Here is a 15608-nt window from a genome sequence, read left to right as displayed (position 1 = left end):
ACGTATGACCGAGAGGACAGCACCCATGAGCAACCCCGCACGTTTCGCCGTCATCGGCACGGGGTGGCGCGCGCAGTTCCACCTGCGTGTCGCCGCCGCCGACCCCGCCCGGCTCGAGGCGGTCGCCGTGCTGGCACGTGACCAGGCCAAGGCCGACGCGATCCAGGCCCGGCACGGCGTTCCGGGCGTCACCTCGCTCGACGAGCTCCTCGCCCACGAGCCCGACTTCGTGGTCGCCGACGTGTCGTGGCCCGCCATGCCCGGCATCCTCAAGGAGCTGACCGCCCGCGGCGTCCGCGTGCTCGCCGAGACCCCGCCCGCGCCGGACCTGGCCGGCCTGCGCGACCTGTGGACCACCATCAAGGACGAGGCACTGGTCCAGGTGGCCGAGCAGTACGTCCTCATGCCGGGCCACGCCGCCCGCCTGGCGGTGATCGCCGACGGCGTCATCGGCACGCCGCAGGCGGTCGAGGTCGCCTCGACGCACCTCTACCACGCGACGTCGCTCATCCGCGCGTACCTCGACGTCGGCACCGACCGCGCGGTCGTGTCCGGGCGCAGCTTCGAGACCCGGATGGCGCTGCCCCTCGGCTTCGACGGGTGGAACACCGACCCGCAGCCCGAGGTGCAGACGTCGACCTACGCGACGCTCGACTTCGGCGACGGCCGGGTCGGCGTCTACGACTTCATGAACATGCAGTGGTGGAACCCGCTCCTGGCGCGGCGCGTCGTGGTGCGCGGCACGCTCGGCGAGCTGGTCGACGACACCGTGACCTCCTGGGACGGCCACGACCCGGTCACCTCCCGCATCGAGTACCGCCGCACGGGCGTCGACATGAACCTCGAGGGCAACGACGTGGTCCACGCCTCCTTCAACGGCAAGGTCGTGTGGCGCAACGCCTGGGTGGGTACCCGGCTGTCCGAGGACGACCTTGCGGTCGCCGACAACCTGGTCGCCGTCGGCGCGTGGGCCCGCGGGGAGGCCGAGGGGCCCTACTCGCTCGCTTCGGCCTGCCAGGACCACGCCCTCGGCCTCGCCATCGAGGAGTCGGCGCGCACCCACCGGGACGTCGTCGTCGCGGACGAGCCGTGGGCATGAGCGCCCCCGTGCCCGTCGGCGGGCTGATCCAGGTGGCGCTTGCGGTCGAGGACATCGAGGCCTCGCTCGACCGGTGGTGCGCCCTGTTCGACATCGAGCGGCCCGAGGTCGTCACGCTGGAGCCCAACCCCGACGAGACGTACCGCGGGCAGCCCGCCGGCTACCGGCTGCGGCTCGCCGTCATCACGGTCCCCGGCAGCCAGGTGGTCATCGAGCTCAACGAGCCCGACGCCAACCCGTCGACCTTCCGCGAGTTCCTCACGGCGCACGGCGAGGGCGTCCACCACCTCGGGTTCGCGGTCGGTGACGCCCGCGACGCCGTCGTCGCAGGCCTGGAGACGGCCGGCTTCGCCACACGCGTCGAGGCCTACTACCCGGGCGGCTCCTGGACGGTCCTGGACACCGAGGCCGCACTGGGGGTCAACCTCAACATCAAGCCGCACGCGTGATGGTCGCAGGCACCCCGTTCGTCGACACCCACGTGCACCTGTGGGACCGGCGCGAGCAGGACCTCGGGTACGGGTGGCTGGACGGCGACGACTTCCCCTTCGGGGACCTCGTCGCCGTCCGCACCGCTCGCTTCTCCGTACCCGAGCTGCGGGCGGAGGGGCGGCTCGCCGGGCTCACCAAGGTGGTGCACATGAACGCGGCCTTCGGTGCCCGCGACCCGGTCACCGAGACGGCCTGGCTCCAGCGGCTCGCCGACGAGACCGGCTGGCCCGACGCCGCCGTCGTCACCTGCGACCTCGCGGCGCCCGACGCCGCCGCGCAGCTCGACCGGCACCGCGCCCACCGCGTCTTCCGGGGCGTGCGGGAGATGGGGCCGGCTGCCCGGTTCGCGGATCCCGCGTTCCGGCGCGGGTACGCCGAGCTCGGCCGGGTGGGCGGCATGTTCTTCCACACCGTCGGTCTTGAGGACTCCTCGGCAGCGCTCGACCTCGTGCGCGCCCACCCCGAGACGGGCTTCGTGCTCGACCAGGCCGGCATGCCGCCGGACCGCCGCCCGGAGACGTTCGAGGCGTGGCGGACCATGCTGCGGGCACTCGCGGCGGAGCCCAACACGTCCTGCAAGGTCTCGTCGCTCGGCATGGCCGAGCCGGGCTGGACGCCGGTGTCCCGGCGCCCGTGGGTGCTGGCACCGATCGAGGCGTTCGGCACCGACCGGGTCTTCTTCGGGTCGAACTGGCCGGTGGAGCGGCTGTACTCCAGCTATACCGATGTGGTCGAGGCGTTCCGGTACGCGACCGCGGACCTGACTGCCGGCGAGCGGCATGCGGTCATGGCGGGCACGGCGGAACGCGTCTTCGGGATCTAGCCAGCACGCGACCGGGTGAACTGACCATCCCGGCCTGCGGTCCCCGCCACGGCGGCGGATGCTGGAAGGCAGGCGGGCCGTGCGGGCCCGGCGGAGCCCCTCGTCGAAGCGGCTCCTCGTACAGCGGACGGAGACGGAAGCATGCCCACGGTAGTCACGGACGACGGTATCGAGATCTTCTACAAGGACTGGGGGAGCGGGCAGCCGATCGTGTTCAGCCACGGCTGGCCGCTGTCCGGGGACGACTGGGACACCCAGATGCTGTTCTTCGTGCAGCAGGGCTACCGCGTGATCGCCCACGACCGGCGTGGCCACGGCCGGTCGACCCAGGTCGGTGACGGTCACGACATGGACCACTACGCGGACGACCTGGCCGCGGTCACGGCGCACCTCGACCTTCGTGACGCCGTGCACATCGGACACTCCACCGGTGGTGGTGAGGTGATCCACTACATCGCGCGGCACGGCGAGGAGCGGGTGGCCAAGGCCGCGATCCTGTCGGCCGTGCCCCCGCTCATGCTGCAGACCGAGGCGAACCCGGGCGGCCTGCCGCTCAGCGTGTTCGACGACCTGCGGGCGCAGCTCGCGGCGAACCGTTCGGAGTTCTACACGGCGCTGGCCTCTGGCCCGTTCTACGGGTTCAACCGACCGGGCGTGGAGATGCGTGAGCCGCTGGTGCGCAACTGGTGGCGGCAGGGCATGACGGGTGGTGCCAAGGCGCACTACGACGGGATCAAGGCGTTCTCAGAGACCGACTTCACCGAGGACCTGCGCGAGATCACGGTTCCGGTGCTGGTCATGCACGGCGACGACGACCAGATCGTGCCGTACGCGGACTCTGCGCCGTTGTCCGCCGAGCTGCTGCAGAACGGCACGCTGAAGACCTACCCGGGCTTCCCGCACGGCATGCCTACCACGCACGCCGACGTCATCAATGCGGACCTGCTGGACTTCATCAGGTCCTGACCCTTCGCGGTCCCGCCGCAGGGCGGCAACGAGACGAGCGGGCAACGCTCTTCGACTGTCAGGGCGGCCTGGCAGAGCACCCGTGACCGACACCGCCGGACCGGACGGACGCGTCGCTGTCGGCCCGGCGCGATCCATGACGACCGATGACTTCCGCCTCGCACCGTCGTCCGCCATAGGACTGGTCCGACGAAAGGAACCCACCATGGTCACCACGCTCCGCAGCTTCAGCGGCTTTTCGGTCGACGATCTCGATGCCGCCCGCCGCTTCTACCGCGACACCCTCGGCCTGCCCGTGCGGGACAACGCCATGGGCGCGCTCGAACTCGACCTCACCGAGGGGTCGTCCGTGTTCGTCTACGCCAAGGGGGAGGCCCACGCGCCGGCGTCGTACACGGTGCTCAACCTGGTGGTGCCGAACATCGACGAGGCGGTGACGGAGCTGGAGGCGGCAGGGGTGAGCCTGATCCGCTACCCCGACTTCAGCCAGGACGAACGCGGGATCGCCCGGAGCACCGACCCGTCCCAGGGCCCCACGATCGGCTGGATCGCGGACCCGGCGGGCAATGTCATAGCGCTCATCGAGGACTGAGCTACCGGGTCGGGGGGTCCGATGAAGATCGAGCTGATCGACGTGCCCTTCGACGGCTTCGGCCGGGACGGGCACCAGGCGCGAGCCGCCTCGGCACTGCGCGACGCCGGGCTGGTCGACGCACTGGCGCCGCACACGGTCCAGGACGGCGACGCGCTGAACCTGCCGACGTTCGAGACGGGGCGTGGCCCGCAGACAGGGCTCCTCAACGAGCCCGCGCTGCTGGCGATGGTCGAGCAGCTGAACGAGCGTGTCGTCGCCGCTGTCTCCGACGGGGTCTTCCCCGTGGTCGTCGGCGGGGACTGTGCACTGTTGCTGGGCGTGGTCACCGCGCTGCGTGATGCGGTCGAGCGGCCCGGCCTGCTGTTCCTCGACGGCCACGAGGACACGACGCCCCTGGACGTCGTCGAGGACGGCGAGGCCGCGAACTGCGAGATCGGGCTGCTCCTCGGTGTGACCGGGCGGTTGCTCACCGGACCTCTCGCCGAGCGGCTGCCCGCCCTGGAGGTCAGCGGGCTCACCATGCTCGGTCAGCGCGACGACCAGCGGCGGCGCCGGTTCAACGTCGGCTCGGTGTCCGGGCTCGGTGTCTGGTCCCGCCCCCTGGACCAGATGCGTCACGACCCGGTCGCGGCCGCGCGTGCCGCCACTGCCTACCTTCGAGCGAACACGGACCGGTGGTGGCTGCACGTCGACCTGGACGTCCTCGACCCCGAGGTGTTCGGTGCCCAGGGACTGCCCGACTATCCGGACGAGCCCGACGGCCTGGACCTCGCCCAGCTCACCGCCGTGACCACCGAGGCGATCGGTGGGGGCGGCTGCGCGGGCCTGAGCGTGGCGATCTACGACCCGGACCAGGACCCCGACGGCTCCGACGCCGCAGCGACCGTCGAGCTGGTCCGCGAGACGATCCGGGCGCACCGGTGAGCTCTGACGTCGGGATCGGCGTGGCGGCTCCGTCCCATCGGCAGGTGCGGCGCACCCCCGAGGACCGGAAGGACAGCCGCCATGGCCACCGCAGAAGACCTGTGGACGGGCCGGGAGCCCACGCGTCCGAGTAGCGCTATCGTTCGAAGCATCGGTTCGGTGGTTCGTCCCTGGAAGGTGCCCCGTGAGCTCTGCACAGATTCCCGGCGACGTCGCGCTCGGCAAGATCGAGCAGGCGCTGGACGGTGGTGACCGGCCGCCAGTGGGTCGCTACCGCCTCGACCTCGCGACCGGCGAGTGGGCGTGGTCCGACGAGGTGTACCGGATGCACGGCTTCGAGCCGGGCGAGATCGTGCCGACGACGCCGCTGATGCTGTCGCACAAGCACCCCGACGACCGCGGACGGGTGGACGGCGTCCTGCGGCGTGCGGCCGAGACCGGGCAGACGTTCAGCTCGGTGCACCGCATCCTCGACGCCAAGGGCAAGACCCGGACACTGGCGGTCACCGGCCAGGGCAAGCGGGACCCCGCGACGGGCCGGGTGACCGAGCTGTTCGGCTACTTCATCGACGTCACCGACTCCCACCGTGCGGCGGCGGCGCGGGACGCGACCGCCTCGATCAAGGCCTCGGACGAGCGGCGGGCCGTGATCGAGCAGGCCAAGGGTGTGCTCATGGTGGTCTATGCCATCGAGGAGACGGCGGCGTTCGAGCTGCTGCGGGAGGCGTCCAACCGGTCCAACATCGCGGTGCGGGACATCGCGACCACGCTCGTGAACCTGTTCTTCGGGGCGGAGGTCACGGACGTCCCGACCCGCGAGGCGATCGAGAAGTTCCTGGCCGATCCCCAGCCCCAGCTGGACGACTGATCTCACCCCCACCGATACCCAACTGATCCGGCTCGAGGCGCGTCACAGCAGGTAGAGGCGTCTCTCACCGCAGATCGGGGTTCAGTGATGAAGGCTCGTGCACGCCGGACGGCCAGGCCCGCCCGCCGGACCATCAGCAAGATCGTCGTCGCCGCCGCGTCGGCCGCTGCCCTCGTGGCGACGTCCGCCGCGGCGCTCGCGCCCGGCGACGACGCGGCGCCGGATCGCACGAAGCCGCCGGAGCGGTCCACCACCACGGTCGTCACCCTGGTCACCGGTGACCAGGTAGCCGTCACCGAGCGGGACGGCGAGGACCTCGTCCGGATCCTGCCCGCCGAGCGCCCCGACGGCGCGCCGGTCGCGTTCCACGAGGTGGCCGGCGAGGAGCGGCACCTGGTCATCCCGACCGACGTCCTCTCGCTCGTCCCGGACAAGCTCGACCGCGACCTGTTCGACGTCAAGCGGCTCGTGGCCGACGGGCGCACGGACAACCTCCCGGTCATCATCCAGACCCGCGGCCGCGGCGACGCCCGCGCGGCGCGGCCCGACTGGGCGGCGCTCGGCGTCGACACGGAGCGCACGCTGGAGTCCATCGGCGCGGTGGCCGGCGACCTGGAGACGACGGCGGAAGCCGGTGAGCCGGCGTCGTCCTGGGCGCTGCTCCGCGCGCTGGGCGCCCACGGGACAGGTCCCGCGGCCAAGGACGCGCCGTCCGGCAGCGGGATCGCCAAGGTGTGGCTGGACCGCCGGGTCGAGCCCCAGGACGCCGACTCGACGCCGCAGATCGGCGCCCCGCAGGCCTGGGCAGCCGGGCACACCGGCGAGGGCGTGTCGGTGGGCGTCGTGGACTCCGGCGTCGACGACGCCCACCCCGACCTGGACGACGGCGTGGTCGCGGCCGCGCGGGACTTCACCGGCTCGGGCGAGGACCCGGACAGCACCACTGACGACGTCGGGCACGGCACGCACGTGGCCTCGATCATCGCCGGCTCGGGCGAGGCGTCGGACGGCGTGAACCGCGGCGTGGCGTACGGCGCGCGCGTCCTGGACGCCAAGGTGCTCACGCCCGACGGCGGGGACACGTCCTGGGTGATCGACGGCATGGAGTGGGCGGCCGGGCAGGGCGCCGACATCCTCAACCTCTCGCTGGGCCAGCGCGGCAACTACACGGACGGCACCGACCCGGCGTCGCTCGCCGTGGACGCCCTGAGCGAGCGGTACGGCCTGCTCGCCGTCGCCGCCGCGGGCAACGAGGGACCGGAGCACGGCACGATCCCCACGTTCGGCACCGCCTCGCGCGCCCTCACGGTCGCCGCGGTGGACGACGACGACCGGGTCGCCGGCTTCTCCAGCGTCGGCCCCCGGGTCGACGGCGCCCTCAAGCCCGACATCGCGGCACCCGGCGTCGGCATCGTGGCGGCGCGCGCCGAGGGCACCACGCTCGACGAGCCGGTCGACGACCTGCACGTCGCGGCCAGCGGCACCTCGATGGCGGCGCCCCACGCCGCGGGCGCCGCCGCCGTCCTCCAGTCGGCCCGCCCCGACCTCACCGGCCAGGAGCTCAAGGACGTGCTCATGGCGTCCACACAGCACACGCAGCCGAACTCGGTCTGGCAGGAGGGCACGGGCCGGGTCTGGATCGCGCGCGCGCTGCAGCAGAGCGTCACCTCCGACCCGCCGTCCCTCTCGTTCGGCATCCAGAGCTACCCGCAGGACGAGGCAGACCCTTTGACCCGCACTGTCACCTACCGCAACCCCGGGAAGGCCGCGGTGGCGCTCGACCTGGCGCTCGCGGTGCGGGACGAGGCGGGCGAGCCCGCCCCGGACGGCACGGTCACGGCGTCGGCGTCGAGCCTGTCGGTCCCGGCCGGCGGCACCGCGAGCGTCGACCTCACCCTGGACCCGGCTGCCGCGCCACCCGGCGCGTACGGCGGCGGGCTGGTGGCGCAGGCCCCGGGCGGTGTACAGGTGCGCACGGCCGTCGGGTTCGTCAACGAGAGCGAGAAGTACGACCTGACGATCCGGGCCACCGACGTCGACGGCTCGCCGGCGACGTCGGACGACCACCTGGTGCTGCAGAACGCGGCGGACCCCTGGGACCCGATGTGGATCGAGCCGCAGTTCACGGACGGCGTGGCCACCGTGCGGGTCGAACCCGGCTCGTACTACCTCGCCGGGTTCTTCGAGGCGCGCGACCAGGGCTCGTCCTGGCCCACCGCCGTCACGGCGATGTCGGACCCGCTGGTGCAGGTGGACGGCAGCACGACCATCGAGCTGGACGCGCGGGACGCCCGGCCCCTGGACGTCACCACCCACCGTGCGACCGACGACGCCGGCAAGAAGCTCCTCTTCTACCGGCTCGTGGACGGCGAGTACAACAGCACGGTCAGCGCCCAGTACGGCGGGTACGCCGACGACGTCGCCGCGCCCGACTTCTACGTGCTGCCGACCGAGCAGGTGGGCGAGGGGATCGAGTTCGAGTTCGTGTCCGCCACCCAGCAGCGTCAGCCGGTGCTCCAGCTCACCGCCGACGGCGGCACGGGCGACGTGCCCGCCACCACCGTACCCGGGTCCTCGCCGGTGACCGGCACGAAGCGGGTGGGCCTGATCGACGCGGGCGACGGGTCCGCCGCGGAGCTGGCCGCCGCGGGCGCACGGGGCCGGTTCGCGCTCGTGAGTCAGGGCGACGTCGCGGCGCAGGCCGCAGCCGCCGAGGCCTCGGGCGCGGCGGGCCTGCTGGTCCGCAGCGACGGGCTCGGCACAGTTCCAGGCGTAGCCGACGGCGTGGGCATCCCGGTGCTCGCCACCGACCGGGACACCGGCGAGCGCCTCCGCGGCGAGCTGGGCAGCCGACCGGTGAAGCTGCGCGTCGTCGGGCGCGACCAGGCGGCCTACACCTACGACACGGTGGTCGAGCGGGAGGGGCAGGTACCCGACGAGGACCTCACCCTGCGCGCCGGGCCGCGCAACCTCGCGACGCTCGACATGGACTATCGCGCGCTGGGCGCCGAGGGACAGGTCCAGGTCACGCCCGTCATCGAGCGGGCCGGGCGGCAGGCGATCTACGGCCTCATGAACAGGCTCGTCGCGCCGCTGGATCGGACCGAGTACGTGACCGCCGCCGAGGGCGTCCGCTGGTACCACGAGGTGATGCCGCGGCACAGCGACGCGCTGCTGGCGAGCGGGTTCGCGTCCGAGATCCGCGAGTTCGAGCCGGGGGACACGGCGAGTGAGGTCTGGCTCGCCCAGGTGCACCACGGCGGGTTCACGCCACCGGGCGTGGCCGGGTACGGGGAAACCGGCATGGCGTCCGCCGTCCGCGACTGGGACTCGTTCGCGTTCGAGCTGCCGTTCTGGGTCGACGACGCAGGGCACTCGGTGCCGTTCGCCCTGACGTGGGAGGAGGAGGCCAACGTGCGGTTCCGGCTGTGGCAGGACGACAAGCTGGTGTTCGAGAACGACCACACCTCCGGTTACGTCTTCGACCTGCCGCCGGAGCCGAAGCGGTACCGCCTGCGGGCCGACGTCGCACGGTCCACGCCCTGGTGGCAGCTGTCCACCCGCGTGGCGACCGAGTGGCGGTTCACCTCGGGCCTCGCGGACGACCGCGTGGTGCTGCCGCTGCTGCAGATCGACTACGGGCTGTCCCTCGACGACCGCAACCGCGGTGACCTCCGCGAGGTGCTCCGCCTGTCGGCCGCCCAGCAGGCCGGCTCCACGCCGTCGGCGGTGGAGGAGATGAAGCTCTGGGCGTCTGCCGACGACGGGAAGACCTGGAAGCCGGTAGTGGTCACGGACGGTGGCTCGGACGAGTTCACCGCGGCCGTGCGGATGCCGCGCGGCACCGAGTACGTCTCGTTGCGGGCCGAGGCACGGGACGCGGCGGGCTCGACGGTCAGGGAGACGGTGATCCGGGCGTACGCCGTCGGCGGTGCGAGCTAGCCGTCGGCCTCCGGCGGGTCGACGGGCTCGGCGCCCCGCTCGATGCGCACCCCGGTGAACTCGGCGTCGACGGGTTCGGTGAAACGCCGTCCGTTGATCTCGTCGTGCCGCATGAAGGTCGGCGGGTCCACGTGCACACGCAGCGTGTACCCGCCGTCCTCCGGGAGGTCCCAGTTGCGCGCGTAGTGGTAGAGCATCGGGTGCCAGACCAGTTCGTGCGGGTACGGCCCGAGCTCCTGCCCGCTGGGCGTCACGAGGGTCGCGGTCACGCTGAGGCCGGGGACGAAGCGCCCGTCGGCCGCGTCGCACACCACGACCTCCACGTGCGCGTTGGAGTCGCCGGGGTTGTGCCACACCAGCTCACCGTCCTGGAGGTGGTACATGCCCTCGGCGTCCTCGATGGCGTAACCGATCAGGTAGTCGCCGACCTGCTGGGTGCCGCCGTCCTTGGCGACGTCCTGCGCCATGTGGTCGAGGGCCTTGCGGTAGGCATCACCCTGCTCGACGGCGAGCCGCAGCTGGCGCTCGTCGGCTTCCGACGAACCGGGATCCATGGGCGGGGTGGCGTGTGCGGTGGTCATCCGGGCCTCCTCTACGACGGTTCCTCCGATGCTCCACCGTGAGGCGTGGCCTCGCACCTGGGAAGTTATCGTGGCGGGATGACGGCGCACCGAGCGGCCGACGGCCGACCGATCCTGCGGCTCTACAACCACAACGTCCTCGGCAGACGGGCCGGCTGGGACGCGCGGCGGCTCCTGCTGCGGCAGATCGTCAGCAGCTCCGCCCCCGACGTCGTGCTGTTCTCCGAGGAGATCGTCACCGACGAGTACGACCAGACCGCCGATCTCGTCGGCGACGGATACGAGGTCGTGCACTCGCAGGCTCGGTCCGACGAGGAGCGCAGCGGCATCTCGGTCGCGAGCCGGTGGCCGGTCCTGGACCACCGCGAGCTCGACCTGATGGCCGACGGGCCGCCGGTCTACGAGTTCCGATGGGCCGCGCTGCTGGTCAGCATCGACGCGCCGGAACCCTTCGGCCGCACGCTGGTGGTCAACCACTTCCCGGAGGCGGCCGCGCCGCGCGAGGCGGACCGGGAACGACAGGCGGTCATGGTGGCGCGAGCCGTGGAGGAGCTGGTGGGCGACGACGACCGCCTCGTCGTCCTCGGCGGTGACCTGGACGCCGACCCGGACGCGGCGAGCCTGCGGTTCCTCACCGGGAAGCAGTCCCTGGACGGATGGAGCGTGTGCTACCGCGACGCCTGGGAGGTGGCGCATCCCGGCGAACCGGGCTGGACCCTCGACCCGGCCAACGGAATCGTCAGCGCCACGATGCCGGGGTGGCCGTACCGGCGGATCGACCACCTGCTGGTCCGCTGCGGTTCGACGGGTATGCCGCCGGTCGACGTCGTCGCGTGCGACCGGGTGGGCGTCGAGGCGGTGGACGGCGTCTGGGCCAGCGACCACGCGGGTCTGATGACCGATCTCGCGCCCTGTCCCGAACGGCTTGATCCCGAACCGCGTGCGAGTGGGACGGGTCCGGGTGAACCTGGGGGTACCGAGAGAAGGGTGAGCTGATGAGCGCCGGAGACAAGGTCCAGAACGCAGCAGAGAAGGCCACGGGCAAGGCGAAGGAAGCCGTCGGGGACGCCACGGACAACGAGGAGCTCGTTGCCGAGGGCCGGGCGGACCAGGCCAAGGCCGACCTGAAGGACGCGGGGGAGAACATGAAGGACGCCGCGAAGGACGCCAAGGACGCACTCGACAGATAACCGCCTTCGACAGGTAGTGGTTCCACGGGGCGAGGCCGCGACCCGCGGCCTCGCCCCGATCTGTCTGCGCCGCCGAGCTCGGGTCAGTCGGTGACCTCGAACGTCAGCGTCTCCGTGAACTCCCGGCCGTGGACGTCCGTGGCTGTGACCTCCGCGATGTGCGTACCGGTCGCGAGGTCGGCAGGCAGCTCCAGGCGCCACAGGTGCATCGAGCGCTCGGCGATGCTGCCGCCGTGCACCAGCTGCTGCTGCACCGCCACCGGGTCGGACCACTCGGCGCCGATGCGCGGCGCCTCGCCCCGCATCGGCTGCGTGCGCACCGCGTCGAGGCGCTCGCCGCCATCCAGCGTGGCCGTGACCGTCGAGCCCGTGCTGCCCATCCAGAAGTTCGTGGTCAGCCAGGTGGTGTTCGCCAGGTCGGCGCGCGACACGACGAGCGGGTCGGTGAACTCCGGCGCGGAGCCGGCGTCGGCCCGGTGGGCGGCGAACCACTCGCGGTAGCGAGGCGTGTTCACGCCGAGCGCCATCTGGTGGTCGTCGTCCTCGCCGCGGACCGTGAAGCGTTCCTTGACCCGGGTGCCGGTGATGTCGAGCGTCAGGACGCCGGGCTGGCCGCCGTCGCGCTGCAGCGCCGCCGGGTAGCCCTCGGGCAGCAGTACGCCCGAGTACCAGTCACCGGAGATCGCGCCCGCGATGATATGCGTGAACGGCAGCTCGTCGACGCCCATGACGTCCGACCAGCCCTGCAGGCTGTCGCCGGCGCGCAGGCTCTCGAGGCTGTGCGTGTGGCCGCCGAGAGCTATCGCCTCGCGGCCCTCGAGCAGCTCGTAGACCTCCTTGACCTGTGCGACCTGGTGCCGGGTGCTGTCCTGGTCGGCATAGTCGAGGAGCGGGATGTGGGCGGCGATGACGATCAGCCGGTCCTGCGGCACCCGCGCGAGGTCGTTGCGCAGCCATTCGAGCTGGCGCTCGTCGAGCGAGCCCGTGTACGTGGTTCCCGAGCGGTACTCGACGGTGTTCAGCGCGACGACGTGTGCCCGACCCACGTCGTAGGAGTAGTACTCCGGGCCGAGGTGGGCCCGGTAGGTGTCGAATGTGTGCTCGCTGCTCTCGGCGTCGAAGTCGAGGTCGTGGTTGCCCGGCAGGAACCGCGCCGGGCCGTTGAGCATGCCCGTGAGCTCGCGGATCTGCGGGTACAGGGACAGGTCGTCGCCCACGACGTCGCCGATGAAGAGCGCGCCGCAGCCGGTGTAGTCGGTCCGCGCCGCGAGGTCCGTGAACGCGCCCTTGCGCGCGTACTCCACCTCGTCCTGGTCGTACGGCTGGATGTCGCCTCCGATCAGGCAGTGCTGCTTCGCGGAGCCGGTGAGCCTGCTCGTCGCGAGCGGGAAGTTGACCGCGTCGGGGAGCGGCCCGGTCGGCTCGATGCCGCCGTAGCGCAGCTCGGGGGAGCCCTCGGGCAGGTGGTGGTAGTAGAACTGGGCGACGTTGTCGTCGTCGACAGGCACCTGGTACCCGCGCGGCTGGGTGACGGAGACCGTCATGTTGTCGAACGCCGGGAGCTCGTAGCGGCCGTGGCGGTCCGTCGTCGTGACGTCCCGGCCGTTCGTGACCGTGACGCCCCGCAGGCCCCGCTCGTGGCGGTCCTGCTCGGAGTCCCTGTCGCGGTCGACGAAGACCACACCGTCGATGGTCTCCTGGTCCGCGTCCGGTCCGGGGACGACGTCGACGGCGCCGCGGTAGGCAGTGGTGGCCCACCCGCCGTCGGCCGGGGCAGTGCCGGGCGTGGCGACGGCGGGCGGCAGCAGCGCGCCGGTGAGCGCGAGCGCGAGGCCTCCGCCGGTCAGGCCGAGCACCCGGAGCCGGCGTGTGGTCGATCGGTTGGCAGTCGATTTCACAGAATTCTCCTGTCGTGATCGCGAGCCGGCCCTCCGGCCGGTCGGCCATCACGCTGCCGCCCGGTCGTTAACCCGGGCTTTCCTCCTCCTCACGGCACGGCAAATCTCACCCGACGGCCAGTGAAAGCGCGCTCCCCGCGCCGACCCGAACGTGCCGTGCCAGTGTGTGTGGCGGGCGCGGACCTCGCCGTCCGCCGGACGCTGGGAGACACCGCATGACCACACCGAGCGTGGAGGCCGGACCGCAGGCGCTGCCCCGGACCAGGGTCTGGGCGATCTTCGGCGGGCTCATGCTCGCGATGCTGCTCGCCGCCCTCGACCAGACCATCGTCGCCACCGCGCTGCCCACCATCGTCTCCGACCTCGGCGGCGCGGAGCACCTGTCGTGGGTCGTCACCGCCTACATGCTGGCAAGCACCGCGACCACCGTCCTCTGGGGCAAGCTCGGCGACCTCTTCGGGCGCAAGACCCTCTTCATCGCCTGCATCGTCATCTTCCTCGCCGGCTCCGTCCTGGCCGGCACGTCCCAGACGATGGGCCAGCTCATCGCGTGGCGCGCGGTCCAGGGCGCCGGCGGCGGCGGGCTCATGGTGCTGTCCCAGGCGATCATCGGCGACGTCGTCCCGCCGCGGGAACGCGGCAGGTACCAGGGCCTGTTCGGCGCCGTCTTCGGCGTCTCGTCGGTCGCCGGACCGCTGCTCGGCGGGTTCTTCGTCGACAACCTCGACTGGCGCTGGGTCTTCTACATCAACATCCCCGTCGGGGCCCTCGCGCTGGTCGTCGTCGCGTCCGTCCTGCCGCGCATCGCCGCGGGCGCCAGGCCACGCATCGACTACGCGGGCATCATCCTGCTGGCCACCCTCTCGACGGCGATAGTGCTCGTCACCAGCCTTGGTGGCACCACCTGGGGGTGGAGCTCCGCCCCCGTGTACGCCATGGCGGCGCTCGCGGTCGGCTCCCTCGTCGCGTTCATCGCGGTCGAGCGGCGTGCCCCCGAACCCGTGCTGCCGCTGCACCTGTTCCGCAGCAGGGTCTTCTCCGTCGCGGCGGTCATCGGTTTCGCGGTCGGCTTCGCGATGTTCGGTGCCATCACCTACCTGCCGCTGTACCTGCAGACCGTCAAGGGCTCGACGCCCACCGAGTCAGGGCTCGAGATGACGCCGATGATGCTCGGCCTGCTCATCACGTCCATCGGCTCAGGACAGCTCATCACCCGCACCGGGCGCTACAAGATCTACCCGATCCTCGGCACCGCGATCACCGCCGTCGGCCTCTACCTGCTCTCCCTCATGGGTCAGGACACCACAACCCTCCAGGCCGGACTGAGCATGTTCGTGTTCGGCGCCGGCCTCGGCATGGTCACCCAGGTGCTCGTCATCGCCGTGCAGAACGACGTCGGCTACCGCGACCTCGGCACCGCGACGTCCGGCACCACCTACTTCCGCACCATCGGCGCGTCGATCGGCGTGGCGGTCTTCGGCACCGTCTTCTCGGGCCGCCTCACCGCAGAGCTGACCGACGACGTCCCCGACAGCGCTCAGGGCGCCTGCGAGCCGGAGGCGCTCGCGGCGTCCGCCCAGACGCTCGCGCGGTGCGCGCCCGAGGTGCAGGCGTGGTTCCTCGACGCCTACTCCGAGGCCCTGCACGTGGTCTTCCTCGGGGCCGTCCCCGTGGCGGCGCTGGCGTTCGTCCTGACCTGGCTGCTGCCCGAGGTCGAGCTGCGCACCGCGACCCGGGGCGGCGACGGCGCCACGGCGGGGCATGCCGCGGGTGCGTCGTTCGCGCTCCCGTCGTCCCGCACCTCGCTCGAGGAGCTGCGCATGATCCTGTGGCGCCGCGTGGGCAGACGCGACCCGTTGCGGGTCTACGAGATGACGGCGCAGGAGGTCGGCCTGTCCCCGGCGGAGGCGTGGATGGTCACGCGCGTCTCCCTCAAACGCACGCGGTCCGTGCGGCTCATGGCCGAGCGGGCGGCGACCTCCGAGCAGGTCGTGCGGGACGTCGCGGGCGCGCTCGCCGCCCGCGGGCTCGTCGAGGTCGACGGCGACACGGTCCGGGCCCTGCCCGCAGCGGACGCCGTCGCCGAGACCATCCGCGAGGCGGAGCGGGAACGGTTGCGGCGCTACGTCGCCGAGTGGCCCGACGGCGACGAGCCGGAGGTCGCGCAGCTCGTGGAGCAGCTGACGCACGACCTCATGGCGGACCACCCGAGGACAACCTGACGGGCTCC

General features: G+C 72.1%; 13 protein-coding genes. 11 read left to right on the top strand and 2 right to left on the bottom strand.

The annotated features are described in order from the left end of the window. Window positions 1-25 precede the first annotated feature (25 nt). From AB0I32_RS03240 to AB0I32_RS03205, 8 genes are all read left to right on the top strand, one after another. Entirely contained in the window at window positions 26-1099 is a 1074-nt protein-coding gene (locus tag AB0I32_RS03240) for a Gfo/Idh/MocA family oxidoreductase (protein ID WP_357502814.1), read from the top strand. Continuing rightward, window positions 1096-1548 (top strand): VOC family protein, encoded by a 453-nt coding sequence (locus tag AB0I32_RS03235; RefSeq protein ID WP_357502812.1) that lies wholly within the window; start codon window positions 1096-1098, stop codon window positions 1546-1548. The genes AB0I32_RS03240 and AB0I32_RS03235 overlap by 4 nt, the downstream gene beginning before the upstream one ends. Beyond that, entirely contained in the window at window positions 1548-2414 is an 867-nt protein-coding gene (locus AB0I32_RS03230) for an amidohydrolase family protein (RefSeq protein ID WP_357503137.1), read from the top strand. The genes AB0I32_RS03235 and AB0I32_RS03230 overlap by 1 nt, the downstream gene beginning before the upstream one ends. 141 nt (window positions 2415-2555) lie before the next feature. Beyond that, window positions 2556-3380 (top strand): alpha/beta hydrolase, encoded by an 825-nt coding sequence (locus tag AB0I32_RS03225; RefSeq protein WP_357502810.1) that lies wholly within the window; start codon window positions 2556-2558, stop codon window positions 3378-3380. 205 nt (window positions 3381-3585) lie between these two features. Continuing rightward, window positions 3586-3972 carry a VOC family protein gene (locus tag AB0I32_RS03220; protein WP_357502808.1) on the top strand — a complete coding sequence of 129 codons (387 nt, stop codon included), beginning with the start codon at window positions 3586-3588 and terminating at the stop codon, window positions 3970-3972. Between the two features lie 21 nt (window positions 3973-3993). Continuing rightward, entirely contained in the window at window positions 3994-4899 is a 906-nt protein-coding gene (locus AB0I32_RS03215) for an arginase family protein (protein ID WP_357502806.1), read from the top strand. 184 nt (window positions 4900-5083) lie between these two features. Next, window positions 5084-5767, top strand: a complete 684-nt coding sequence (locus AB0I32_RS03210) for a PAS and ANTAR domain-containing protein (RefSeq protein ID WP_357502804.1) — start codon at window positions 5084-5086, stop codon at window positions 5765-5767. An 87-nt stretch (window positions 5768-5854) separates the two neighbouring features. Further along, window positions 5855-9709, top strand: coding sequence for a S8 family serine peptidase (locus AB0I32_RS03205; protein ID WP_357502802.1), 3855 nt, complete (start codon window positions 5855-5857; stop codon window positions 9707-9709). Here the strand turns inward: AB0I32_RS03205 and AB0I32_RS03200 are convergent. Next, window positions 9706-10290, bottom strand: coding sequence for an iron transporter (locus AB0I32_RS03200; protein WP_357502800.1), 585 nt, complete (start codon window positions 10288-10290; stop codon window positions 9706-9708). The two genes, AB0I32_RS03205 and AB0I32_RS03200, sit on opposite strands and share 4 nt — an antisense overlap. Window positions 10291-10368: 78 nt before the next feature. Between AB0I32_RS03200 and AB0I32_RS03195 the strand changes: the two genes are divergently transcribed. Together AB0I32_RS03195 and AB0I32_RS03190 are read left to right on the top strand one after the other, a co-directional pair. After that, on the top strand, window positions 10369-11286 hold the full coding sequence (locus AB0I32_RS03195; RefSeq protein WP_357502798.1) for an endonuclease/exonuclease/phosphatase family protein: 918 nt from the start codon (window positions 10369-10371) through the stop codon (window positions 11284-11286). Beyond that, window positions 11286-11480 (top strand): CsbD family protein, encoded by a 195-nt coding sequence (locus AB0I32_RS03190; RefSeq protein ID WP_357502796.1) that lies wholly within the window; start codon window positions 11286-11288, stop codon window positions 11478-11480. Before AB0I32_RS03195 ends, AB0I32_RS03190 begins: the two co-directional genes overlap by 1 nt. Before the next feature lie 83 nt (window positions 11481-11563). Here AB0I32_RS03190 and AB0I32_RS03185 read toward each other — a convergent pair whose 3' ends face one another. Then, a complete protein-coding gene (locus tag AB0I32_RS03185) occupies window positions 11564-13378 on the bottom strand; it encodes a calcineurin-like phosphoesterase family protein (RefSeq protein WP_357502794.1) in 1815 nt (604 codons plus the stop codon). Between the two features lie 215 nt (window positions 13379-13593). Between AB0I32_RS03185 and AB0I32_RS03180 the strand changes: the two genes are divergently transcribed. Further along, the gene (locus tag AB0I32_RS03180; protein WP_357502792.1) at window positions 13594-15600 is read left to right on the top strand and encodes an MDR family MFS transporter; all 2007 of its coding nucleotides are present in this window, start codon (window positions 13594-13596) and stop codon (window positions 15598-15600) included. The last annotated feature ends 8 nt before the right edge of the window (window positions 15601-15608 follow it).

Origin of the sequence: Promicromonospora sp. NPDC050249 (genome assembly GCF_040656015.1) — a bacterium.
GTDB lineage: Bacteria > Actinomycetota > Actinomycetes > Actinomycetales > Cellulomonadaceae > Promicromonospora.
This window is presented reverse-complemented; position numbering and strand designations above follow the sequence as displayed.